Below are 22,820 nucleotides of genomic sequence, written 5' to 3'. Positions count from 1 at the left end.
CACCCCGCGCCGCGACCGGCCCCTGCCGTCGCGGCGTTTTGCCATTAATTTCACCGTCGATCACGACGGCACAGACATCACCTATTTTTAAGGAGCGCATTCATGGCTGTTGGTCTTGGTCCTTTGCCCACATTGCACCCGGTTGCCGGTTTTGAGCTCGGTATCGCTTCGGCCGGCATCAAGCGCCCAGGGCGCAAGGATGTGGTGGTGATGCGCTGTGCCGAAGGCTCGACCGTTGCGGGCGTGTTCACCCTCAACGCCTTCTGCGCCGCGCCGGTGATCCTGGCCAAGCAGCGTGTTGCCGGCTCGATTCGTTACCTGCTGACCAACACCGGCAATGCCAACGCCGGTACCGGCGAGCCGGGGCTGGTCGCCGCTGCGCGCACCTGTGCCAAGCTGGCCCAACTGGCCGGCGTGGATGCCAGCCAAGTGCTGCCATACTCCACCGGCGTCATCGGTGAGCCGTTGCCGGTCGAAAAAATCGAAGGCGCCCTGCAAGCCGCGCTGGACGACCTGTCCGTGGATAACTGGGCGGCAGCCGCCACCGGCATCATGACCACCGACACCCTGCCAAAAGGCGCGAGCCGCCAGTTCGTGCACGACGGTGTGACGGTTACCGTGACCGGTATCAGCAAGGGCGCGGGCATGATTCGCCCGAACATGGCCACCATGCTTGGCTATATCGCCACCGACGCCAAGGTTTCCCGCGATGTGCTGCACAGCCTGATCCTGGACGGCGCCAACAAGTCGTTCAACCGCATCACCATTGATGGCGATACGTCCACCAATGACTGCTGCATGCTGATCGCCACCGGCCAGGCCAACCTGCCGGAAATCACCGAGGCCAGCGGCCCGCTGTTCGCGGCGCTGAAGCAGGCGGTGTTCGAGGTGTGCATGGACGTGGCCCAGGCCATCGTGCGTGACGGTGAAGGCGCGACCAAGTTCGTGACCGTTGAAGTCAACGGCGGCGCCAACCACCAGGAATGCCTGGATGTCGGCTACACCGTGGCCCACTCGCCGCTGATCAAGACCGCGCTGTTCGCCTCCGACCCGAACTGGGGCCGTATTCTGGCTGCCGTCGGCCGTGCCGGCGTGCCGGACCTGGACGTGAGCAAGATCGACGTGTTCCTTGGCGACGTATGCATCGCCAGCCGTGGCGCCCGTGCCGAGACCTACACCGAAGCCCAGGGTTCGGCGGTGATGCAGCAGGAAGAAATCACCATCCGCATCGAGCTCGGTCGCGGTGAGTGCAGCGAAACCATCTGGACCACCGACCTGTCCCACGAGTACGTGAAGATCAATGCGGAATACCGCACCTGATAGAAGAGGATAAGCGCGGTGAAACGAGTGCATGTAGCAGCAGCGGTGATCCGCGGTGTCGACGGCAGGATCCTGCTGGCGCGCCGTGCCGATACCCAGCATCAGGGCGGCCTGTGGGAGTTTCCCGGTGGCAAGGTGGAGGCCGATGAGTCGGTCGCCACGGCCCTGTCCCGTGAGTTGCAGGAAGAGCTGGGTATCCAGGTCACCACGGCGCGACCGCTGATCAAGGTGCAACATGACTACCCGGACAAGCAGGTGTTGCTGGATGTCTGGGAAGTCTCGGCCTTTACCGGCGAGCCCCACGGTGCCGAGGGACAACCGCTGGAATGGGTGGCCCCGCGCGATCTGCCCCACTATGAGTTCCCGGCGGCCAATGCGCCGATCGTGGCGGCTGCGCGCTTGCCGGCCGACTACCTGATCACGCCGGGCGAGCTGGAAACGCCCACGCTCTTGCGCGGGATCCAGAAGGCTATTGCCGGTGGCATCAAGCTGATCCAGCTGCGGGCGCCCAACGGTTACGACCCCAAGTACCGCGACCTTGCGGTAGATGCGGTGGGCCTGTGCGCCGGTAAGGCGCAGTTGATGCTCAAGGGACCGTTTGAATGGCTCGGGGACTTCCCGGCGGCCGGCTGGCATATGACCTCGGCCCAACTGCGCAAATATGCGAGCAAGGGCCGGCCGTTGCCGAAGGATCGCTGGTTGGCGGCGTCATGCCATAACGCGGAAGAACTGGCGTTGGCGGAGTTGATGGACGTGGATTTTGTCACGCTGTCGCCGGTGCAGCCGACCCAGACCCATCCCGATGCGCAGCCGTTGGGCTGGGAGCAGGCGGCAGAGTTGATCCGTGGGTTCAGCAAACCGGTGTTTCTGTTGGGTGGGGTTGAGCCTGCGCAGCGGGAGCAGGCGTGGGAAGCCGGCGCTCAAGGTGTCGCAGGAATTCGGGCGTTCTGGCCTGAGGTTTGATGCTGTTCTGAAGGGCCCTATCGGGAGCAAGCCCCCTCCCACATTCGACCGGGTTCCAACTTTGGAATGTGATCAAAGTGTGGGAGGGGGCTACACCCCGATGAGGCCCTATCAGTCACCGAATCATCATCAGTGTGGCTTCGCCGCCGCCTGCCACAACACTTCTGCAACACCCTGGCGCTTGGCAATCACCCGCGCCGCCACAAACAGCAAATCCGACAGCCGATTGATATACGCCAACCCCACCCCTTCCAACGGCTCGACCGCATTCAAATGCTGACAGCGCCGCTCGGCACTGCGCGCCAGGCTGCGGCACACATGGGCCTGGGCAATCAGCGCTGAACCACCGGGCAAGATGAAATTCTCCAGGGGCCCGAGTTCTTCGTTCCAGCGATCGATCGCCGCTTCCAGCCGATCCACTTCCGCCGCGTTCAATGCCTTGTACTCCGGCATTGCCAACTCCCCACCCAGATCGAACAATCGATGCTGGCAAGGCGTAAGCACCTCGATCACGTTCTGTAAGCCTGGATGCTGCCCGCCGAGGGCTTCGAGATACGCCAGCAGTAACCCCAACTGGCTATTCAGCGTATCGACCTCGCCGATGGCTTCCACCCGGGGATGGTCCTTGGGCACGCGGCGGCCGTCGCCGAGGCCGGTTTCGCCTTTATCGCCGGTGCGGGTGTAAATCTTCGACAGGCGAAAGCCCATGGTCAGTGCTCCAGTTGGGTGAGTTCGTAAGGTGGCAGTTGGCCCGCCAGGGGCAGGCGCAAGGTGAAGCAGGTGCCTTGGCCGAGGGTGGAATGCACCTCCATCTGGCCCTTGTGGTTGTTGGTGATGATGAAGTACGACACCGACAGCCCAAGCCCGGTGCCCTGGCCGATTTCCTTGGTGGTAAAGAACGGCTCGAAGGTGCGTTTACGCACGTTTTCGCTCATGCCGATGCCATTGTCTTCCACCTGGATTTCCGCCCACGGCGGGTTAAGGCGCGTGCGCAGGATGATGCGCCCCGGTTCGCTGTCGTCCTCGCGCAGGTGAATGGCCTGGGCGGCGTTTTTCAGCAGGTTGAGCAGCACCTGTTCCAGTTCGTTGGCCGTGCCGGGCACGGGGCCCAGTTGCGGGTCGAACTGACGGATGATTGCCTGGCCCTTGAAATCGAAGCCAATGGCCAGGTCAAAGTCGTTACCGGCGATTTCTACCGCCTGGTCGATCAGCGCCGGCAGGTCGCAAGGCGCCATCTGCCGGTTGCTGCGGCGGCTGAAGCTGAGCATGTGGGTGACGATTTTCGCCGCCCGTGCCCCCGCCTGCTGGATACCGTCGAGCAGTTGCGGCACTTCGCGGCTTTGCAGGTAGCGGTTAACGGTGTCCAGCTCAACCCCCACCTGTTCGGCGTGTTCCAGGTTCTTGGGCAAGTCGGGGGACAGGCGCCGGCGAATGTTCTGCACGTTATGCAGGATCGCCCCCAGCGGGTTGTTGATCTCGTGGGCCATGCCGGCGGCAAGTCCGCCGACGGAGAGCATTTTTTCCGACTGCACCATCATCTCTTCCAGTGACAGGCGCTGGGTGATGTCGTCGATACGGATCACTACACCGCGCCCGGCACCGCCCATCAGCGGGTAGAAGGTCAGGGCGTAATGCTTGGGTTCGTCGTCCTTGATCCAGGTGACGCGCTCGATGCGTTCCACCGTGTGTTGTTCCACCGTGGCCTTGATCTGCGGCAGGTACGGCTTGAGCGGCTGGAAGGCGAGGTAGATCGGTTGATTCAGCGCTTCATCCAGGCGCGTGCCGGACAGGGCCGTGGCCTCCTGATTCCATTGGGTGACGTAGAGCTGTTCGTCCAGGGCGATCAGTGCCGAAGGCATCGAGTCGATGATGCTGTTGAGGTAGTTCTGGAAACCGGTGAGCTTTTTCTCGATCTTGCTGCGCACCTGGACTTCCAGCTCCAGCTTGCGGTTGGTGTGGCGTGTCTCTTCGGCCAGGCCTTGTGCCTGGTCGTAGGCCGCCTGGGAGTCGTCCCGCGCGCGCTTGAGCTGCTGCTCCCGGGCTTCGATGCGCGACAGCATGGTGTTGAAGGCTTCGGCGAGGCTGCCGATTTCATCGCGGTTGCCCCTGCCGGCACGCAGGGCGTAGTTCTCTTCGCGGGTGACCTGGCGTGACAGCTCTTCGAGTTCATGGATCGGCCGGGTGATCAGGCGTTTGATCTGCCGGGCGATGATCAACCACAGCAGCACACTGAAAATCAGGATGCCCAGGCTCGCCGTCAATGTGCCGGTATAGAAGGCCACCGGCAGCTCACTGCTGGCCACCAGCAGCAGGTGGCCGGACGGTTGGCCGGGACGGGGCAGGGTGATGACCTGGTTACTGCGAAATTCGGTCACGCGCCAGGCTTCGATATGCCGGTAGTTGTCCGGCAGGTGCAGGCGATCGCCGTGTTGCATCTGCGCCAGGCGATTGCCTTCGCCGTCGTACAGGGCGGCGGCGCGCAGAGGCGAATAGCTGGTCAGTTCATTGAGCAGCGCATCGGCCTTGGCCGGGGATTCAAGGGCTTCGGCGGCGAGAGCCGGGTTGGATACCAGCCGGCCGATGGCCTGCAAGGCCTGGGGGGCCATGCTTTCCTGGGAGATCCAGTAGGCGGCGCTGATAAAGGTCAGGTTGGCCACCAGCAGGACGGTGGTCAGCAGCACCAGCAGGGCGGCCAGCAGTTTCTGCCCGACCGGTAGGTTTTCTAGACGCTGGCGCAGCGGCATCAGGGTTTTCCCAGGTGATAGACAGGCGGGCAGGGTAGCGCGTGCCTCAGTCGCGGGGCAATCCGCGTGCAAGTAACTGCTCGACCAGGCGCACTTGCAGTTGTTGCACATGGGGCAGGCTCAATTGGTGACGGGCGGCCGCCTGGCAAGCATAGCCCAACAAGTAGCTGATTTCGGTGCGGCGGGCGTTGGCCACGTCCTGGTACATGGAGGAATAATTGGCGGCCGTGGCCTGGATAACCCGTTCCACTTCCTGGTGCAGATCCCGCGCGGCGGCGGGTTGGCCGCAGCATTCCAACAGTTCGCCAAGCTCGGCACACAGGGTCGCGACTTCACATTGATGGCTCTGCAGTTCGCCATTGCGGCACTGGTAAAGCACCGTCAGCGGGTTGATCGCGCAATTGAGCGCCAGTTTGCGCCACAGGCGCGTCAGGATGTCGGTACTCCATTCGTGGGGGATGCCCGCAGCGTGCAGGTCATCCAGCCACAGCGGCGGAGTAGGGTGGCTCGCGTCCCCCAGCCAGGTGTAGCCATGGCCGGCGAACACCACGCGCCAGTCACCGTCGCGAAACGCGCCTTCGGTGCTGGAGGCAAAAATGCAGCGCGCCTGGGGCAGTTGCGCGGCCACCGCGTCTTGGCTGCCGAGGCCGTTCTGCAGCAGGATCAGCTCGGCGTCCGGTGCGAGGCGGTGTTGCAGTTGTGCGACAGCGCCCTGGGCGTCGTAGGCCTTGCACGCTACCAGCAGGCGATGAATCGGCTCGGGGCTGTAGGGCGTTTCAGCGAACACCGGGTAGGTATGGGCGACGCCGTGTTCCACCAGGGTCAAGCCGGGTGAAGCCCGGTAGCTGGCCAGGCGCGTGGCATCGCGCAGGATCAACCTGACGGGTAAGCCGGCACGAGCCAGGCGGGTGGCCCACAGTGTGCCCAGGCTGCCCGCGCCAAGAATATGCCAGGTGGTCGACATCAGTTTCTGCTCCGTAGGGTCGCTCACAGTGAACGGGACGAAAGAACCGCTATAATGCCCCGGCATTTTAGCTCTGGCGCGCTCCATCTCTACTGAGCCCGCCCCTTATATTGGAGAAATCACATGCCTTCGTTCGACGTGGTATCTGAACTGGACAAACACGAAGTCACCAACGCCGTCGAGAACGCCGTCAAGGAGCTGGACCGCCGCTATGACTTGAAAGGCAAGGGCAGCTTCGAATTCAAGGAAAAGGAACTGACCGTCAACCTGACCGCTGAAGCCGATTTCCAGCTGGAAGCGATGATCGAGATCCTCAAGCTGTCTTTGGTCAAGCGCAAGATCGACGCGCAGTGCCTTGAAATCAAGGACGCCTACGCCTCCGGCAAGCTGATGAAGCAGGAAGCCGTACTCAAGGAAGGTATCGACAAGGAGCTGGCAAAGAAGATCGTTGCCCATATCAAGGATGCCAAGCTGAAAGTCCAGGCGGCCATCCAGGGTGAGCAGGTTCGTGTCACCGGCAAGAAGCGTGATGACCTGCAGGATGCCATTGCCGCCCTGCGCGCCAAGACCTTCGACATGCCGCTGCAGTTCAATAACTTCCGCGACTGATGGCACATTGGGGAACCTGCGGGCGTTTTCGGCGTCCCACGCCCCAGAGCCAGCGCCTGCTCTTGAGCCCTACGGGGCTCATTTGCGTTTTCAGGCAGGCAATAAGCCGCACATTCGCCATACAGGAGAAGCTACATGGATTTAAACGCTGAAATGGATCACTTGATCAAGACCTCGCAGTCATGGATCCCGATGATCATGGAATACGGCAGCCGGGTGTTGCTGGCGGTGATCACCCTGGCCATTGGCTGGTGGCTGATCAACGTATTGACCCACCGCGTGGGCCGCCTGCTGGCCATGCGTAACGCGGACCTGGCGCTGCAGCACTTCATCACCAGCCTGGCGAACATCGCGCTGAAAGTCATGCTGATTGTCAGTGTGGCCTCGATGATCGGCGTGGCGACCACGTCGTTCGTCGCCGCCATCGGTGCCGCTACCCTGGCCATCGGCCTGGCGTTGCAAGGCAGCCTGGCGAACTTTGCCGGTGGTGTGCTGATTCTGTTGTTCCGCCCGTTCCGCATTGGTGACTGGATCGAGGCCCAGGGCACCTCCGGGACCGTCGATAGCATCCAAATCTTCCACACCGTGCTGCGTACCGGTGACAACAAGACCGTCATCGTGCCCAACGGCATCCTGTCCAACGGCATCATCACCAACACCAACCGTCAGCCGACCCGCAAGGTGGTCTTTGATGTGGGTGTGGACTACGAGGCGGATCTGCAAAAGGCTCGTGAAGTGCTGCTGGAGCTGTCAAAAGATCCGCGTGTACTGACGGATCCTGCTGCGGTGGCCGTGGTGTCGACCTTGGGCGATAGCTCGATCACTGTTTCCCTGCGCTGCTGGACCAATACCCCGGATTATTGGGATGTAGTGTTCATGTTGAATGAACTGGCGCGTGATCGTTTAAAGGCTGCGGGGATTGATATTCCATTTCCGCAGCGCGTTATTCGAGTGATGCAGGAAGCAGCTCCGAAGTAAGTGAAAGAAGCGCGTTTAACTTGGCCGAAAGGTCAGGTTAAACGTGTCACTTGAATCTCGTTAGTTAGCTTGCTAGTTATTTACTGAAATAAAACTGCAATGAAAAAGCCGCTCCCTTGTAAACAGGGGAGCGGCTTTTTTGTTTAAGGCCGGAGCCTTAAGTCATCGTTGTAATTGAACCGGCAATTACAAGATGTTCAGCGGGTATTGCGCGATCAGACGCAGTTCGTCGAGGGAACCCGAGTAAACCTGATCAGATGAGCGATAGGTCGCCTGACGTACGCGCAGGCTCAGGTCTTTGGCTGGACCGCTCTGGATCACGTATTTGGCTTCGATGTCGCGTTCCCACTCTTTACCATTGTTAGTGGTCGAGGTGTTGGCGCCGGTACCTTTCACATAACGAGTCATGAAGCTCAGGCCTGGGATGCCAAAGGTCGCCATGTTCAGGTCATAGCGAGCCTGGTAGGACTTCTCGTCTTCAGCGTTGAAGTCGGAGCGGGCGATGGAGTTGGCCAGGAAAATCGTGCCGCCGCCGTCTACGCCGTAGCCGTACTGGCCGTCGCCGCTGACCTTCTGTGCTGCCAGGGTGAAGGTGTGAGCGCCAATGGTGTACGCGCCTTGCAGGCTGAACGCACGGTTGTCGAGCTTGGTGGTGCTGTCTTTGTCAGCACGGACCAGGCCGGCGCCGTCGCTCTTGGTGTCGTAGATGTTGAAGTCGACAGCCACGGACTGGTCATCGCTGAGCGCGTGGGTCCAGTTGACGTTGGCGTAGATCTTCTTCCAGTAGTCTTCCACTTTCGAGTAGTAGAGGCTGGTGGTGAACTCTGGGGTCCAGGAGTACACGCCGCCCACGAAGTTGGCGTCTCGCAGGCCACGGCTCGAGCCTGGTTCGGAGCTGGCGATACTGTCGCGGTAGGTTTGATCCTGGGCAACGATCGAGGTGAAGTGACCGGCTTCCAGTTTCAGATCTTTGATTTCGTTGCTGGTGATGGAGATGCCTTGCGGCAGTTCCGGCAGCAAACGGCTGTCATCGGAAGCGAACACTGGAGCGGTGGTGTACTGATCACCGATCTTCAGGACCGTATTGGACATACGGAACTTGATGGCTGCGCCGCCTTTGGAGTAGTCATCCTGCGAACGGCCGTCGGAACCCTCTGGGAACAGACCGGTGCCGGCACGGCCTTTGCCGCTGTCCAGCTTGACGCCCAGCAGGCCGATCACGTCGACACCGACACCGATGGTGCCTTGGGTGTAACCCGAGCTGAAGAGGCCGTGGAAGCCAAGGCCTGTTTCTTCGATACGGCTTTGTTCTGCACCGTGGTTACGGCGGTCACGGCTGAAATACAGGGCCCGCGTCAGAATGCTGGCTGTACTGTCCTCGATAAAGCCCTTGGAATCGTCCTGGGCGGACGCCATTGCGAACTGCGAGGTGCCTGCTGAAACAGCCAGGGCGATCATGCTCCACTTCATCACGCGCATCGTGATTTGCTCCTTTGGTTTTAGGAAGAGTACTGCCGTCCCACCTGTATTTTTATCTGGGCGGCTCTTTCTTTTTTGTGTCGGCGCAAAGTTATATCACGCAGACTCTATTGACGATACTTACCCATCTTTCCTTTCAGCTTCTTTACGAGGCTGTCGTAAATTGCTAGTTCCATGTCGCAAATTCACAGTCCGAATGTAACGGGACTGACAACTTCAATGCTGTTTTCAAACGTCTTTCAGAGTTTGTCGTCTTCCTTGGTATGCATTGAAACGCCACTGTTTTTTATCGCGAAACACTCACTTCCCTGCAGGTGCCGTTGTCGACGATAGGGGGGTGAATGCAACAAGCGCGCCCAAACTGGTAACTGAATGTCATTTTTTCGTGAAAAACGTTACGACGGTGTAAAAACCGCATAAGTACGGGCTTTTTACGCCGTTTGGTTTGGGCTTGACGCCCGTGTGTTACCGCTGTTGGGGGGGCAAAAAAAACGTTGCCCGAGGAAAACGTTACCGGTCCACCCCCATGAGTGGGTAGTTGGCGGATCTCTTTGAGGCACAAGTGGGTCATTTTGGTGCATCCCGGTGAGGCCCGAGTTAGCGTAGCTCAATTATTCGCCTGCATCGAAAGGGTGCGGTTTTTTTCTCCGGATGCGCCGGGGCTCTCCCGTATTCGCCGTGAAGCCGCCTGCATTCAAAGGTATGCTGGGCGCCGGAACTTGACCTGCCAAACGGAGTGCCCGTGGTGTTCGCCTTAGACCAACGCCTGCAACAAGACACACTGGTGATCGGGGACTTCCCGTTGTGCCGCCTGCTGCTGTCCAATGACTCGAATTACCCCTGGTTCATCCTGGTGCCACGCATCAACGGTATCAGCGAAGTGTTTCAGCTGGATGTCGCAGATCAACAGATCCTCTGGAAGGAAACTACGTTGCTGGCGCAGTTACTCAACGAAGGCCTGGGCGCCGACAAGATGAATATCGGTGCGCTGGGCAATGTCGTCAGCCAATTGCACGTGCATGTGATCGTACGTAAGCGTGATGACGCCGCGTGGCCTGCGCCGGTTTGGGGCAAGCATCCGGCCCAGCCGTACACTGAAGAACAAGTGGCGGCCATTCGTGTGCGCCTGCACGCGTTGCTGCCTGCCGACTTTATCTTTACCCAGGGTTGAACCATGGACTTGCAAGACCGCGTTACCGATCTGGAGAGCCGCCTGGCCTTTCAGGACGACACCATCGAGACCCTCAATGACATCCTGGTCGTCCAGCAGCGCGCGGTTGAACGCCTGCAGCTGCAGATGACCGCGCTGCTCAAGCGTCAGGAAGAAATGGGCGGCCAGTTCGAGACGTCCGAAGAAGAGGCGCCGCCACCGCACTATTAATCCGAGTGCAATAAAAAACCGCGACCCAGCCAAGGCTGGATCGCGGTTTTTTTGCTGCGACGGCTGGAATCAGCGACGCGGCAGGGCTGCGATCACGTCTTCGGCTTGCAGGCCTTTGTCGCGATTCATCACGGAGAACTCCACGCGCTGGCCTTCCACCAGGACGCGATGACCTTCGCCACGGATAGCCCGGAAGTGGACGAAGATGTCGTCGCCCGAATCGCGGGAAATAAAGCCGAAGCCTTTGGAGGTGTTGAACCACTTGACGGTACCGGTATCCCGATTGGTCATGTCGTAGTTTTGCGACGCGGCCGCCGGGGACGAACGGTAGAAGCTGATGGCCAGGTGAAGAACGATAGCGACCACAGCAATCACCAGGCTGAGCAGGATGGCCGGATGGCCGCCCACTTCAGGCATAGGTGCCAGGAGGGTGAGGGTTTGTACGACAACGGTCAGTACCAGCAGCGCGCTGACCAGGTTTTGCAGTTGATGACGTGTGCCTTTGTTCCAGTAAGGGATTACGGGAGCGAGCGTCAGGTTAAGAAGGCCGAACAAGGCCAGGTACAGAGCGTCGTGTTGTTGCAGGTAGGGCAGGCTTTCAGGCTGCAGGCTCGGGATAAAGGACAGCAGCAACGCTGCAACGCCCGTTAGCAGGTGGACGATTTTCAACATTTTGATTAACTCACGTTAAGACGGATCACAAGGAAGAGCTGACTGGCACGGTTCGCTTCTGAACAATGGGAGGCGTTGGGCACGTGCGCGGGTATCAGCCTATGCCGCTTGCCGTGGAAATTAACGACGGCGACACGCTGCCTATTTAACAGCAAAGGCCGTGCCTACTCAAATCGAGCATTTTCCGCGGTTGAAAGGGGCGTGGCATTTCTGCGTGAAACGCTTGTCCTAGACATGTGCAGGGGTTTCTGGCGGCCTTAAAGAAAATTTCCGACATGCCCAAAGGCTTGTACTGCACGGGCTGACAGGTCGTGCAGGGGCGATTTGCCGCATGTCGCCCGAGGGTGTCGGGCTGCGTCTCTGCGGCGCTATTGCTAGAGTAGTCGTGCACCTGATCAATGAATGCTTGTCAATTGAAGGGGATAAACATGGCAATCGATATCGGTATCAGTGAAGAAGATCGTAAATCCATCGTCGATGGGCTTTCACGGCTGCTTTCCGATACCTATGTACTGTACCTGAAGACCCACAACTTCCATTGGAACGTCACGGGCCCCATGTTCCGTACGCTGCACCTGATGTTCGAAGAGCAGTACAACGAACTGGCGCTGGCGGTGGACGCCATAGCCGAGCGTATCCGTGCCCTGGGTTTCCCGGCACCGGGCGCCTATTCGATCTATGCCCGCCTTTCCTCCATCAAGGAAGAAGAGGGTGTTCCCAGCGCAGAAGAGATGATCAAGCAACTGGTGGCGGGCCAGGAGGCGGTCACGCGTACCGCACGTGGTATTTTCCCGTTGCTCGACAAGGTCAGCGATGAGCCGACCGCGGACCTGCTGACCCAGCGCATGCAGGTTCACGAGAAAACCGCGTGGATGCTGCGTTCCCTGCTCGAAAGCCAGTAAACGACAGCCACAGTGGCGCCGTTGTGGCGCCACTTGCTTGTTTCCACGCATTTCCTGGCGTTGTCCTACGCCTATCAACGCCCCGTCTTCTGGCTGCCTGCCTCGTCCTGCTGTCTTATAGGGCCACTGTCCAATGGGAGAACCCATGGGCTGTTGTTTGGCAATGGAGTGTCAGGTGTATGTCACGTGGAGTGGATGTGGGAGTGATGGAAACCGGTGGTTTCCACAAGATAAGCGTCGACCCCTTCGCCAAGGGGTTCGATATGGGGCTGGCCAAGCCATTGTCCCGATCGGTAAGGCTCAACGGATTTTCCACTTGTCTTCGGCTTGAGCAGATCTATTGGAATATCCTCACGGAAATAGCCAGGATCAATGCCTGCTCTGTCAGTGCATTGCTGTCCTATGTCGATCGGGAAGTGCACTTGCGGTATGGAGGAGTGAAGAACTTCAGTGGGTTGGTCAGGGTAGTGTGTGTGGTTCATCTGTTAAAGGGCCGTGCTGCCTCGCCAAGCCCTGAGTAATCGGCAGGCCTCGGGGCAGGTCCGCTGTCGAGGTGGGCCTGCCCCGGGCAGAAAGCCGGCTGCGCTGCCTTGATTTACCAGATATAATCCCGCGCTTTGCTGCTGCCGGGGCTTTCTCCCTCTGCTCTTTATCAGGAGCGGGCGCGGCACAGTAACGATCGACCGCCGAGACATCGCCATGCCCATGTATGACTATCAATGTGCTTCCTGTGGACATCAGTTGGAAGCCATCCAGAAGATCAGCGCAGCGCCGCTGGTCGATTGCCCGGCCTGCCAGGCACCCGAGCTCAAGAAGATGTTGTCCATGCCGGGCTTCCGCCTGAGCGGCAGCGGCTGGTACGAGACCGATTTCAAGACCGGTTCGAAGAAGAACCTGGCGGGCGGCGACAAAGCAGACTGAGTTGAACTCCATGCGCAGGCTCCTGCATTATCCGTCCCCTGCTTTAATGTACGGTGACGAGGCAGGCCTCCACCGAATTTCGAATTACGAGAAGTGAAACCACTACCATGATGCGCAGCCACTATTGCGGCCAACTGAACGAGACCCTGGATGGTCAGGAAATCACCCTTTGCGGATGGGTTCACCGTCGCCGCGACCACGGCGGGGTGATCTTCCTCGATATCCGTGATCGTGATGGCCTGGCCCAGGTGGTATTCGATCCGGATCGCGCCGAAAGCTTCGCCGCCGCTGACCGTGTGCGCAGCGAGTACGTCGTGAAGATCACCGGCAAGGTTCGCCTGCGTCCGGCCGGTGCCGTGAACGCGAACATGGCGTCCGGTGCGATCGAAGTGCTGGGCTACGAGCTGGAAGTACTGAACGAATCGGAAACCCCGCCGTTCCCGTTGAACGAATACTCCGACGTCGGCGAAGAAACCCGCCTGCGCTACCGCTTCCTGGATCTGCGTCGTCCGGAAATGGCCGAGAAGCTGCGCCTGCGTTCGCGCATGACCACCAGCATCCGCCGCTTCCTCGACGAGAACGGCTTCCTTGACGTCGAAACGCCTATCCTGACCCGGGCCACCCCGGAAGGCGCGCGTGACTACCTGGTGCCTAGCCGTACCCACGCCGGCAGTTTCTTCGCCTTGCCGCAGTCGCCGCAGCTGTTCAAGCAGCTGCTGATGGTGGCCGGTTTCGACCGTTACTACCAGATCGCCAAGTGCTTCCGCGACGAAGACCTGCGCGCCGACCGCCAGCCGGAATTCACCCAGATCGACATCGAGACCAGCTTCCTCGATGAAAAAGAGATCATGGGCATCACCGAGCAGATGATCCGCAACCTGTTCAAGGAAGTGCTGGACCTGGAGTTCGGCGAATTCCCGCACATGACCTTCGAAGAAGCCATGCGCCGCTACGGTTCGGACAAGCCAGACCTGCGTAACCCGCTGGAACTGGTGGACGTGGCCGACCAGCTCACCGAAGTTGATTTCAAGGTGTTCAGCGGCCCCGCCAACGACCCGAAATGCCGCATCGCCGCCCTGCGCGTGCCTGGCGGCGCGAGCATGCCGCGCAAGCAGATCGACGACTACACCAAGTTCGTCGGCATCTACGGTGCCAAGGGCCTGGCGTATATCAAGGTCAACGAGCGCGCCAAGGGTGTTGAAGGCCTGCAGTCGCCAATCGTGAAGAACATCCCGGAAGCCAACCTCAATGTGATCCTGGATCGCGTGGGCGCGGTCGACGGCGACATCGTGTTCTTCGGCGCCGACAAAGCCAAGATCGTCAGCGAAGCCCTGGGCGCGCTGCGGATCAAGCTGGGCCACGACCTGGACCTGCTGACCTGCAAGTGGGCACCGATGTGGGTCGTCGACTTCCCGATGTTCGAAGAGAACGATGACGGCAGCTTCAGCGCCTTGCACCACCCGTTCACCGCGCCGAAGTGCTCGCCCGAAGAGCTGGAAGCCAACCCGGCAGGCGCGCTGTCCCGCGCGTATGACATGGTGTTGAACGGTACTGAGCTGGGTGGCGGTTCGATCCGTATCCACCGCAAAGAGATGCAACAAGCGGTCTTCCGCCTGCTGGGCATCAACGAAGCGGAACAGGAAGAGAAGTTCGGCTTCCTGCTCGACGCCTTGAAATACGGGGCGCCGCCCCACGGTGGCCTGGCTTTCGGCCTCGACCGCCTGGTGATGCTGATGACCGGTGCCCAGTCGATCCGTGAAGTGATCGCGTTCCCGAAAACCCAGAGTGCTGCGGACGTCATGACCCAGGCTCCGGGTGTGGTGGATGCCAAGGCATTGCGCGAGCTGCATATCCGCCTGCGCGAGACGCCGAAGGCTGAGTAAGGCTGCTGCGTGAAAGCGCACTGAGGTTTACGCAGTCTAAAAAGGCGCATCTTCGGATGCGCCTTTGCGTTACAAGGGGTGTATCCCACCCGGGGTGGGGTTGATAAGGTTTCTAGAGAATTTCGGAGTTGTGTTATGGCTGGCCATTCCAAGTGGGCGAACATCAAGCACCGCAAAGAGCGTCAGGATGCCAAGAAAGGCAAGATTTTTACCAAGTGGATCCGTGAGCTGACGGTCGCTGCCCGCCAGGGCGGGGGTGACCCGGGCTCCAACCCGCGTCTGCGCCTGGCCCTGGACAAGGCCCTCGGCGCCAATATGAGTCGTGACATTATCGACCGTGCCGTGGCCCGTGGGGCCGGCGCTGCCGACACCGACGACATGGTCGAGTTGACCTACGAAGGCTACGGCCCGGGTGGCGTGGCGGTGATGGTCGAATGCATGACCGATAACCGCAACCGTACTGCCGCCGCCGTGCGTCATGCGTTCAGCAAGTGTGGCGGCAACCTGGGGACTGACGGTTCGGTGGCCTACCTGTTCGAACGCAAGGGGCAGATCTCCTTCGCGCCGGGTGTGGATGAAGATGCGCTGATGGAAGCGGCGATGGAGGCGGATGCCGACGACGTGGTGACCAATGAAGATGGCTCCATCGACGTGTTTACCTCGTTCGCCGGCTTCTACGCCGTGCGTAATGCCCTGGAAGCGGCCGGTTTCAAAGGCTCCGACGCCGAGATCGTGATGCTGCCGACCACCAGTGCCGAGCTGGACCTGGACGGTGCGCAGAAAGTGCTGAAGATGCTCGATATGCTCGAAGACCTGGATGATGTACAGAACGTGTATTCCAACGCCGACATCCCGGAATCCGTGGCCGAACAGCTAGGCTGAAGAATGACGTAGATCCAAATGTGGGAGGGGGCTTGCTCTCGATGGCGGTGTATCAGTCAGCCTATGTCTAACTGGACGATCGCCATCGGGAGCAAGCCCCCTCCCACATTAGAACTACGATGTATCAAAAAATGTGTTTATCCGACCTGCAGGCGTTATGACTTTAATCCTAGGTATCGACCCCGGTTCGCGCATCACCGGTTTTGGTGTGGTGCAACACACCCCGCGCGGCTGCGTCTACGTCGCTTCGGGCTGTATCCGTACCGGCGCAGGCGAGTTGGCTGAGCGCCTGCAGATCGTCTATCGCGGCGTGCGTGAAGTGATCCAGACCTACGGACCGGTCACCATGGGCATCGAAAAAGTGTTCATGGCAAAAAACGCCGACTCAGCCCTTAAACTCGGACAAGCCCGTGGCGCCGCCATCGTGGCAGGGGCCGAAGAGGGCATGGAAATCGCCGAATACACCGCGACCCAGGTCAAGCAGGCCGTGGTCGGCACCGGTGCGGCCAATAAAGAGCAGGTGCAGATGATGGTCATGCACATGCTCAAGCTCACCTCAAAGCCGCAGATCGATGCCTCCGACGCCCTGGCCATTGCCATTTGCCATGCACACACGCGCTCCAGCCTGCTGCCTCACGGCCTGGGCATGGCACGCAGTCGTGGCGGGCGCCTGCGTCTCTGATAGCATCAGCGCAATCGTTATTTCCGGTCAGGCCTCGCTCTGACCCCAAGCTTTAAGGATCTGAACCGTGATTGGACGCTTGCGCGGCACCCTGGCTGAGAAACAGCCGCCGCACCTGATTCTGGATGTAAACGGGCTGGGGTATGAGCTGGAAGTGCCCATGACCACCCTGTACCGCCTGCCGTCGGTCGGTGAACCTATAACGCTGCATACCCATCTGGTGGTGCGCGAAGACGCGCAACTACTCTATGGTTTCATTGGCAAGCGCGACCGCGACTTCTTCCGCGAACTGATTCGCCTTAATGGCGTGGGGCCTAAATTGGCCCTGGCGTTGATGTCGAGCCTGGAAGTGGATGAGCTGGTACGAGCCGTTTCGGCCCAGGACACCTCAGCGCTGACCAAGGTACCGGGCGTGGGCAAGAAAACCGCCGAGCGCCTGTTGGTAGAACTCAAGGACCGCTTCAAGGCCTGGGAAGTGGTGCCGAGCATGTTCGCCCTGGTGCCGAACCAGCCGGATATGCCGGCGGGCCAGGTCGCGAGTGCTGAAAGCGACGCCGTCAGTGCGCTGATCTCCCTGGGCTACAAACCCCAGGAGGCCAGCAAGGCCGTCTCGGCCATCAAGGACAAGAACCTGAGCAGCGAAGACATGATCCGCCGAGCCCTGAAGGGAATGATTTAAGTGATTGAAGCTGATCGTCTGATCGCGGCCACCGGGCCTCGTGACCGTGAAGAAGTCCAGGACCGCGCCATCCGGCCCTTGAGCCTTGCCGACTACATCGGCCAGCCCACCGTGCGCGAGCAGATGGAGTTGTTTATCCAGGCCGCGCGCGGGCGCAGTGAGTCCTTGGACCATACCTTGATCTTCGGCCCGCCGGGGCTGGGTAAAACCACCCTGGCCAACATCATTGCCCAGGAAATGGGCGTGTCGATCAAGTCCACCTCCGGCCCGGTGCTGGAGCGGCCAGGTGATTTGGCGGCGTTGCTCACCAACCTCGAGCCCCATGACGTGCTGTTCATCGACGAGATCCACCGGCTCTCGCCTATCGTCGAGGAAGTGCTGTACCCGGCGATGGAAGATTTCCAGCTCGACATCATGATCGGCGAAGGCCCGGCGGCCCGCTCGATCAAGCTCGACTTGCCACCGTTCACGCTGGTGGGCGCGACGACCCGTGCGGGCATGCTGACCAACCCGCTGCGAGACCGTTTCGGCATCGTTCAACGTCTGGAGTTCTATAGCACTACCGATCTGGCGACCATTGTCAGCCGTTCGGCCAGTATTCTCGGCCTGCCCCTGGACCCGGAGGGCGCGTTTGAAATCGCTCGTCGGGCCCGGGGCACGCCACGGATTGCCAACCGCTTGTTGCGTCGTGTGCGTGACTTTGCCGAAGTACGGGCCAAGGGGCATATCACCAAGGCCGTGGCGGACCTGGCCTTGAACCTGCTGGATGTGGACGAGCACGGCTTCGATCATCAGGATCGACGCCTGCTCTTGACCATGATCGAGAAGTTCGACGGCGGCCCGGTGGGTGTCGACAGCCTGGCGGCGGCCATCAGTGAAGAGCGCCATACCATCGAAGATGTGCTGGAGCCGTACCTGATCCAGCAGGGCTATATCATGCGTACGCCAAGGGGGCGGGTGGTGACGCGCCATGCCTATCTGCACTTCGGGTTAAACATTCCGTCACGATTGGGGGAGATGCCCGTGGTAGACGAATTCCTTGATGCAGTGGACGATTAAAAGCTTCACGCCAGTCGATTTATTCGATGTTTGTGCTGTCCTAGTGGCTGGCGTCGTCATTCAGTCACTGGATATGTTTTTCGAGAATGAAAAAACAGTTGCCCCACCGGATTGGCAACCTGAGGAGTAAGCACTAGAGTATGCGCGCGCAAAACGGGGATCAGTCGTTCGCACATCGCTGTCGCGTTTATTACGAGGACACCGATGCCGGCGGCATCGTGTATTACGTCAATTATCTCAAGTTCATGGAGCGGGCTCGTACCGAGCGGCTACGGGAGCTGGGCTTTGCCCAATCCCAGCTGGCAGGGGAGGACCTGTTATTCGTCGTGCATTCCAGCGAGGCGCGTTACCACGCACCGGCGCGACTGGACGACGAGCTGCTGGTCAGCGCTGAAGTAATCGAATTGAACCGTGCCAGCCTGCGTTTCAAGCAGCAGGTCAGGCGGGCAACGGATGCAACGCTGCTCTGTGAGGGGCAGTTCCTGGTGGCGTGTGTGCGCACCAATAGTTTGAAACCTCGGGCCATTCCCGAAACTCTACGTGCGGCCTTTGCCGCCGTGAGCGGCGCGGGTAAACAATCAAAGCAGGAGATTTAGCGTGGAACCTACCGTCGTCGACCATTCCTCCATGTGGAGCCTGGTCAGCAATGCCAGTGTCGTGGTTCAACTGGTGATGCTGACCCTGGTAGCCGCATCGGTTACCTCTTGGGTCATGATTTTTCAGCGCAGCAACCTGCTGCGCGCCGGTCGACGTGCCCTGGAGAGCTTTGAAGAGCGCTTCTGGTCGGGTATCGACCTGTCCAAGCTGTACCGCCAGGCCGGCAGCAACCCGGACCCGGACTCGGGCGTCGAGCAGATCTTCCGCGCGGGCTTCAAGGAATTCTCGCGCCTGCGCCAGCAGCCGGGTGTTGATCCGGAAGCGGTCATGGAAGGCGTGGCCCGTGCCATGCGCGTCGCCATTTCCCGTGAAGAAGAGAAACTGGAGCAGAGCCTGCCGTTCCTCGCTACCGTCGGTTCCGTCAGCCCGTACATCGGCCTGTTCGGTACGGTGTGGGGGATCATGAACTCGTTCCGCGGCCTGGCCCAGGCCCAGCAAGCGACCCTGGCCACCGTGGCCCCGGGTATTGCCGAAGCCCTGATCGCCACCGCGATCGGCCTGTTCGCCGCTATCCCCGCAGTAATTGCCTACAACCGCTTTGCTGCAACCAGCGAAACGTTGATCAGCCGTTACTACACCTTCGCCGATGAGTTCCAGGCGATCCTGCACCGTAAAGTGCACACCAGCGAAGAATAAGCAGGTAATTCCCAATGGCTTTAATCGCTCGAGCTCGCAAAAAGCGCAAGCCGGTCGCCGAGATGAACGTAGTACCCTACATCGACGTGATGCTGGTGCTGCTGGTGATCTTCATGGTGACCGCGCCGATGCTCAACCAGGGCGTGAAGGTTGATCTGCCCAAGGTTTCCAGTGAAGCCTTGCCGCAGGACAACAACACTCAGGTCCTGACCATTTCGATCAAGGCTGACAAGACCTATTACTGGAACCTTGGCAGCGAAGTCGACACCCAGAAGCAACAGGACAAGGCCTTGACCCTGCCGGCGATGACCGATGCGGTGACCAAGATCATTCGCTCCGGCAACGAAGGCGGCAAGCACACCCAGGTGTTCATCCGCGGCGACAAGTCGGTCGACTACGGTTCCGTCATGGGCGCCATGGGCGGGCTGCAGAAGGCCGGCGTCGGTAACGTTGGCTTGATTACCGAGGCGCCCTGATGCAGCAACAGCGAGAGCCGTCCGCCTCGGAAAGCTTCTTCTGGCCTAGCGTCTGGGCAATTGCCCTGCACGTCCTGGTCTTTGGCATGTTGTTCGTCAGCTTTGCCATGACCCCGGACCTGCCGCCAGCCAAGCCGATCGTGCAGGCGACCCTGTATCAGCTGAAATCGAAAAGCCAGGCCACCACCCAGACCAATCAGAAGATTGCGGGTGAGGCCCAGAAGTCGGCTGCGCGCCAGACTGAAGTCGAACAGATGGAACAGAAGAAGGTCGAGCAGGAAGCGGTGAAGGCTGCTGCGGAACAAAAGAAAGAAGAGGCGGCTCAAAAGGCCGAGGAATCGAAAAAGGCTGACGAAGCCAAGAAGGCCGACGAGGCGAAAAAGGCTGATGAAGCCAAGAAAGCCGAGAAAGCTGCCGAAGCTAAAAAAGCTGAAGAGAAACAATTGGCTGATATAGCCAAGAAGAAATCTGAAGAAGAAGCCAAGAAGGCTGCCGAAGAAGAGGCCAAGAAAAAGGCCGCTGAAGACGCCAAGAAGAAAATAGTCGAAGACGCGAAGAAGAAAGCCGCCGAAGACGCCAAGAAAAAAGCTGAAGCAGACGAGGCGAAGAAGAAAATCGCCGACGACGCGAAGAAGAAAGCTGCCGCCGATGCCAGCAAGAAAAAGGCCCAGGAAGCAGCGCGTAAATCCGCCGAAGAGAAAAAGGCCCAGGCCTTGGCAGATTTGCTCTCTGACACGCCGCAGCGTCAGCAAGCCTTGGCCGATGAACGTGGTGATGAAGTCGCGGGCAGTTTCGACGACCTGATTCGGGCGCGGGCAGCAGAAGGCTGGACACGTCCACCTTCGGCACGCAAAGGCATGACAGTAGTGCTGCAGATCGGCATGTTGCCGGACGGTACGGTGACTTCGGTCAGTGTGGCCAAGTCCAGTGGTGACGGTTCGTTCGACAGTTCGGCGGTTGCCGCGGTCAAGAATATTGGCCGGTTGACCGAGATGCAGGGAATGAAACCAAGCGACTTCGCTCCCTATCGTTCATTCAAGATGACATTCACACCTGAGGATCTAGCCTTGTGAGAAACCTTCTTCGAGGAATGCTTGTCGTTATTTGCTGTATGGCAGGGATAGCGGCGGCGGATGAAAAGAACATCCTGGTCACCAGCGGCAGCGATCGGGCCACCCCGATCGCGGTAGTGCCGTTTGGCTGGCAGGGCGGCAGCGTGCTGCCGGACGACATGGCCCAGATCGTCAGCGACGACCTGCGCAATTCCGGTTACTACGCACCGATTCCGAAAGGCAACATGATCAGCCAGCCGACCCAGGCCAGCGAAGTCATCTTCCGTGATTGGAAAGCGGTGGGCGCGCAGTACCTGATGGTCGGCAGCATCACGCCGGCCGGCGGTCGCCTGCAGATCCAGTACACCTTGTTCAACGTGGCCACTGAGCAGCAGGTCCTGACCGGCAGCGTATCGGGTACCGCCGAACAACTGCGCGACATGGCCCACTACATCTCGGACCAGTCGTTTGAAAAACTCACCGGTATCAAGGGGGCGTTCTCGACACGCCTGCTTTATGTAACGGCCGAGCGTTTCTCCGTAGACAACACTCGCTACACCCTGCAGCGTTCGGACTACGACGGTGCGCGGGCAGTGACCTTGCTGCAATCCCGTGAGCCAATCCTGTCGCCGCGCTTCGCGCCGGACGGCAAGCGTATTGCCTACGTGTCTTTCGAACAGAAGCGTCCGCGTATCTTCGTCCAGCACATCGATACTGGCCGTCGTGAGCAGATCACCAACTTTGAAGGCCTCAACGGTGCACCGGCCTGGTCGCCGGATGGTTCGCGCCTGGCATTCGTACTGTCCAAGGACGGCAACCCGGACATCTACGTGATGAACATGGCTTCGCGCCAGATCAGCCGCGTGACCAGCGGTCCTGGTATCAACACCGAACCGTTCTGGGGCAAGGATGGTTCGACCATCTACTTCACCTCGGACCGCGGCGGCAAGCCACAGATCTACAAGACCAGCGTTGGCGGTGGGGGCGCGGAACGCGTGACCTTTATCGGTAACTACAACGCCAATCCTAAGCTTTCGGCTGATGAAAAGACGTTGGTGATGATTCACCGTCAGGATGGTTTCACTAATTTCCGGGTTGCGGCCCAGGATTTGCAGCGTGGAACGGTAAAAATCCTCACAGATACCAACCTTGATGAGTCAGCTACTGTTGCGCCCAACGGCACCATGGTAATCTACGCCACCCGCCAGCAGGGCCGGGGAGTCTTGATGCTCGTGTCCATTAATGGACGCGTAAGGCTCCCGCTTCCTACCGCACAAGGCGAAGTCAGAGAACCGTCCTGGTCCCCTTACCTGAACTGACGCGGCGCTACAAAAAGAAGTACTTAACACACTGGGGTTCATTAGGAGTTTCACGATGGAAATGCTGAAGTTTGGTAAGTTTGCTGCTCTGGCTCTGGCTCTGTCCGTAGCCGTTGGTTGCTCGTCTAAAGGCGGCGACAATGCCGGTGAAGGCGCAGCTGTTGATCCAAACGCTGGTTACGGCGCTAACACTGGTGCAGTTGACGGCTCCCTGAGCGAAGAAGCTGCTCTGCGCGCTATCACCACTTTCTACTTCGAATACGACAGTTCGGACCTGAAACCAGAAGCCATGCGCGCTCTGGACGTTCACGCGAAGGACCTGAAAGCTAACGGCGCTCGCGTTGTTCTGGAAGGTAACACTGACGAACGTGGTACTCGTGAGTACAACATGGCACTGGGCGAGCGTCGTGCGAAAGCCGTTCAGCGCTACCTGGTACTGCAAGGTGTTGCTCCAGGCCAACTGGAACTGGTTTCCTACGGTAAAGAGCGTCCAGTTGCTACTGGCCACGACGAGCAGTCCTGGGCTCAAAACCGTCGCGTCGAACTGCGTAAGTAATTCGTC

Annotated in this window: 25 protein-coding genes; 20 read left to right on the top strand and 5 right to left on the bottom strand. The window is 59.6% G+C overall.

The window, feature by feature from the left end:
* Nucleotides 1–102 precede the first annotated feature (102 nt).
* Together argJ and BLW22_RS23410 are read left to right on the top strand one after the other, a co-directional pair.
* A complete protein-coding gene (argJ, locus tag BLW22_RS23415) occupies nt 103–1,320 on the top strand; it encodes a bifunctional glutamate N-acetyltransferase/amino-acid acetyltransferase ArgJ (RefSeq protein WP_065925885.1) in 1,218 nt (405 codons plus the stop codon).
* Nucleotides 1,321–1,338: 18 nt separating this feature from the next.
* Nucleotides 1,339–2,283 (top strand): Nudix family hydrolase, encoded by a 945-nt coding sequence (locus tag BLW22_RS23410; RefSeq protein WP_065925886.1) that lies wholly within the window; start codon nt 1,339–1,341, stop codon nt 2,281–2,283.
* Nucleotides 2,284–2,412: 129 nt separating this feature from the next.
* Here the strand turns inward: BLW22_RS23410 and BLW22_RS23405 are convergent, their stop codons facing one another.
* Genes BLW22_RS23405 through BLW22_RS23395 form a run of 3 tightly spaced genes read right to left on the bottom strand, consistent with a single transcriptional unit; the run spans nt 2,413 to nt 5,991 of the window.
* Complete coding sequence (locus BLW22_RS23405; RefSeq protein WP_065925887.1) at nt 2,413–2,991, bottom strand: cob(I)yrinic acid a,c-diamide adenosyltransferase; 579 nt, start codon at nt 2,989–2,991, stop codon at nt 2,413–2,415.
* Nucleotides 2,992–2,993: 2 nt separating this feature from the next.
* Nucleotides 2,994–5,027 (bottom strand): sensor histidine kinase, encoded by a 2,034-nt coding sequence (locus BLW22_RS23400; RefSeq protein WP_065925888.1) that lies wholly within the window; start codon nt 5,025–5,027, stop codon nt 2,994–2,996.
* A 46-nt stretch (nt 5,028–5,073) separates the two neighbouring features.
* Complete coding sequence (locus BLW22_RS23395) at nt 5,074–5,991, bottom strand: putative 2-dehydropantoate 2-reductase (RefSeq protein WP_065925889.1); 918 nt, start codon at nt 5,989–5,991, stop codon at nt 5,074–5,076.
* 123 nt (nt 5,992–6,114) lie between these two features.
* Here BLW22_RS23395 and BLW22_RS23390 point away from each other — a divergent pair, with 123 nt between their 5' ends.
* Complete coding sequence (locus BLW22_RS23390; RefSeq protein ID WP_053135814.1) at nt 6,115–6,600, top strand: YajQ family cyclic di-GMP-binding protein; 486 nt, start codon at nt 6,115–6,117, stop codon at nt 6,598–6,600.
* 135 nt (nt 6,601–6,735) lie between these two features.
* Nucleotides 6,736–7,578, top strand: coding sequence for a mechanosensitive ion channel family protein (locus BLW22_RS23385; RefSeq protein WP_065925890.1), 843 nt, complete (start codon nt 6,736–6,738; stop codon nt 7,576–7,578).
* A 186-nt stretch (nt 7,579–7,764) separates the two neighbouring features.
* Here the strand turns inward: BLW22_RS23385 and BLW22_RS23380 are convergent, their stop codons facing one another.
* Nucleotides 7,765–9,057, bottom strand: a complete 1,293-nt coding sequence (locus tag BLW22_RS23380; protein WP_027605533.1) for an OprD family porin — start codon at nt 9,055–9,057, stop codon at nt 7,765–7,767.
* Nucleotides 9,058–9,802: 745 nt separating this feature from the next.
* Here BLW22_RS23380 and BLW22_RS23375 point away from each other — a divergent pair.
* On the top strand, nt 9,803–10,228 hold the full coding sequence (locus tag BLW22_RS23375) for an HIT domain-containing protein (protein ID WP_065925937.1): 426 nt from the start codon (nt 9,803–9,805) through the stop codon (nt 10,226–10,228).
* 3 nt (nt 10,229–10,231) lie between these two features.
* Nucleotides 10,232–10,438, top strand: coding sequence for a SlyX family protein (locus BLW22_RS23370; RefSeq protein WP_065925891.1), 207 nt, complete (start codon nt 10,232–10,234; stop codon nt 10,436–10,438).
* 69 nt (nt 10,439–10,507) lie between these two features.
* Here BLW22_RS23370 and BLW22_RS35735 read toward each other — a convergent pair whose 3' ends face one another.
* Nucleotides 10,508–11,110 carry a cold-shock protein gene (locus tag BLW22_RS35735; RefSeq protein ID WP_005790922.1) on the bottom strand — a complete coding sequence of 201 codons (603 nt, stop codon included), beginning with the start codon at nt 11,108–11,110 and terminating at the stop codon, nt 10,508–10,510.
* A 428-nt stretch (nt 11,111–11,538) separates the two neighbouring features.
* On the opposite strand from BLW22_RS35735, the gene BLW22_RS23360 reads away from it, so the two are divergent.
* From BLW22_RS23360 to pal, 14 genes are all read left to right on the top strand, one after another.
* Complete coding sequence (locus BLW22_RS23360) at nt 11,539–12,012, top strand: Dps family protein (RefSeq protein ID WP_065925892.1); 474 nt, start codon at nt 11,539–11,541, stop codon at nt 12,010–12,012.
* A 179-nt stretch (nt 12,013–12,191) separates the two neighbouring features.
* On the top strand, nt 12,192–12,533 hold the full coding sequence (locus BLW22_RS23355; protein WP_065925893.1) for a ribbon-helix-helix domain-containing protein: 342 nt from the start codon (nt 12,192–12,194) through the stop codon (nt 12,531–12,533).
* Nucleotides 12,534–12,711: 178 nt separating this feature from the next.
* Nucleotides 12,712–12,933 carry an FmdB family zinc ribbon protein gene (locus tag BLW22_RS23350; RefSeq protein WP_010208103.1) on the top strand — a complete coding sequence of 74 codons (222 nt, stop codon included), beginning with the start codon at nt 12,712–12,714 and terminating at the stop codon, nt 12,931–12,933.
* 107 nt (nt 12,934–13,040) lie between these two features.
* Nucleotides 13,041–14,816, top strand: a complete 1,776-nt coding sequence (gene aspS, locus BLW22_RS23345) for an aspartate--tRNA ligase (RefSeq protein ID WP_027605538.1) — start codon at nt 13,041–13,043, stop codon at nt 14,814–14,816.
* A 135-nt stretch (nt 14,817–14,951) separates the two neighbouring features.
* Nucleotides 14,952–15,698 (top strand): YebC/PmpR family DNA-binding transcriptional regulator, encoded by a 747-nt coding sequence (locus tag BLW22_RS23340; RefSeq protein ID WP_027605539.1) that lies wholly within the window; start codon nt 14,952–14,954, stop codon nt 15,696–15,698.
* A gap of 157 nt (nt 15,699–15,855) precedes the next feature.
* Complete coding sequence (gene ruvC / locus BLW22_RS23335) at nt 15,856–16,380, top strand: crossover junction endodeoxyribonuclease RuvC (protein ID WP_065925894.1); 525 nt, start codon at nt 15,856–15,858, stop codon at nt 16,378–16,380.
* A gap of 67 nt (nt 16,381–16,447) precedes the next feature.
* Entirely contained in the window at nt 16,448–17,059 is a 612-nt protein-coding gene (gene ruvA / locus BLW22_RS23330) for a Holliday junction branch migration protein RuvA (RefSeq protein WP_003175802.1), read from the top strand.
* Nucleotides 17,060–18,118 (top strand): Holliday junction branch migration DNA helicase RuvB, encoded by a 1,059-nt coding sequence (gene ruvB, locus BLW22_RS23325; protein WP_065925895.1) that lies wholly within the window; start codon nt 17,060–17,062, stop codon nt 18,116–18,118.
* Between the two features lie 140 nt (nt 18,119–18,258).
* A complete protein-coding gene (gene ybgC / locus BLW22_RS23320; RefSeq protein ID WP_032890914.1) occupies nt 18,259–18,714 on the top strand; it encodes a tol-pal system-associated acyl-CoA thioesterase in 456 nt (151 codons plus the stop codon).
* Between the two features lies 1 nt (nt 18,715).
* On the top strand, nt 18,716–19,411 hold the full coding sequence (tolQ, locus tag BLW22_RS23315) for a protein TolQ (RefSeq protein WP_053135845.1): 696 nt from the start codon (nt 18,716–18,718) through the stop codon (nt 19,409–19,411).
* Between the two features lie 23 nt (nt 19,412–19,434).
* A complete protein-coding gene (gene tolR, locus BLW22_RS23310) occupies nt 19,435–19,887 on the top strand; it encodes a protein TolR (RefSeq protein WP_161793227.1) in 453 nt (150 codons plus the stop codon).
* Nucleotides 19,887–20,960 carry a cell envelope integrity protein TolA gene (gene tolA, locus BLW22_RS23305; protein ID WP_065947883.1) on the top strand — a complete coding sequence of 358 codons (1,074 nt, stop codon included), beginning with the start codon at nt 19,887–19,889 and terminating at the stop codon, nt 20,958–20,960. The genes tolR and tolA overlap by 1 nt, the downstream gene beginning before the upstream one ends.
* Nucleotides 20,961–20,977: 17 nt before the next feature.
* A complete protein-coding gene (tolB, locus tag BLW22_RS23300) occupies nt 20,978–22,258 on the top strand; it encodes a Tol-Pal system beta propeller repeat protein TolB (RefSeq protein WP_043293513.1) in 1,281 nt (426 codons plus the stop codon).
* Nucleotides 22,259–22,313: 55 nt separating this feature from the next.
* On the top strand, nt 22,314–22,814 hold the full coding sequence (gene pal / locus BLW22_RS23295) for a peptidoglycan-associated lipoprotein Pal (protein ID WP_003209827.1): 501 nt from the start codon (nt 22,314–22,316) through the stop codon (nt 22,812–22,814).
* The last annotated feature ends 6 nt before the right edge of the window (nt 22,815–22,820 follow it).

It is taken from the genome of Pseudomonas marginalis (assembly GCF_900105325.1).
Classification (GTDB): domain Bacteria; phylum Pseudomonadota; class Gammaproteobacteria; order Pseudomonadales; family Pseudomonadaceae; genus Aquipseudomonas; species Aquipseudomonas marginalis.
Note: the sequence above shows the minus strand (reverse complement) of the source record. Positions and strands in the feature narration are given on the sequence as shown.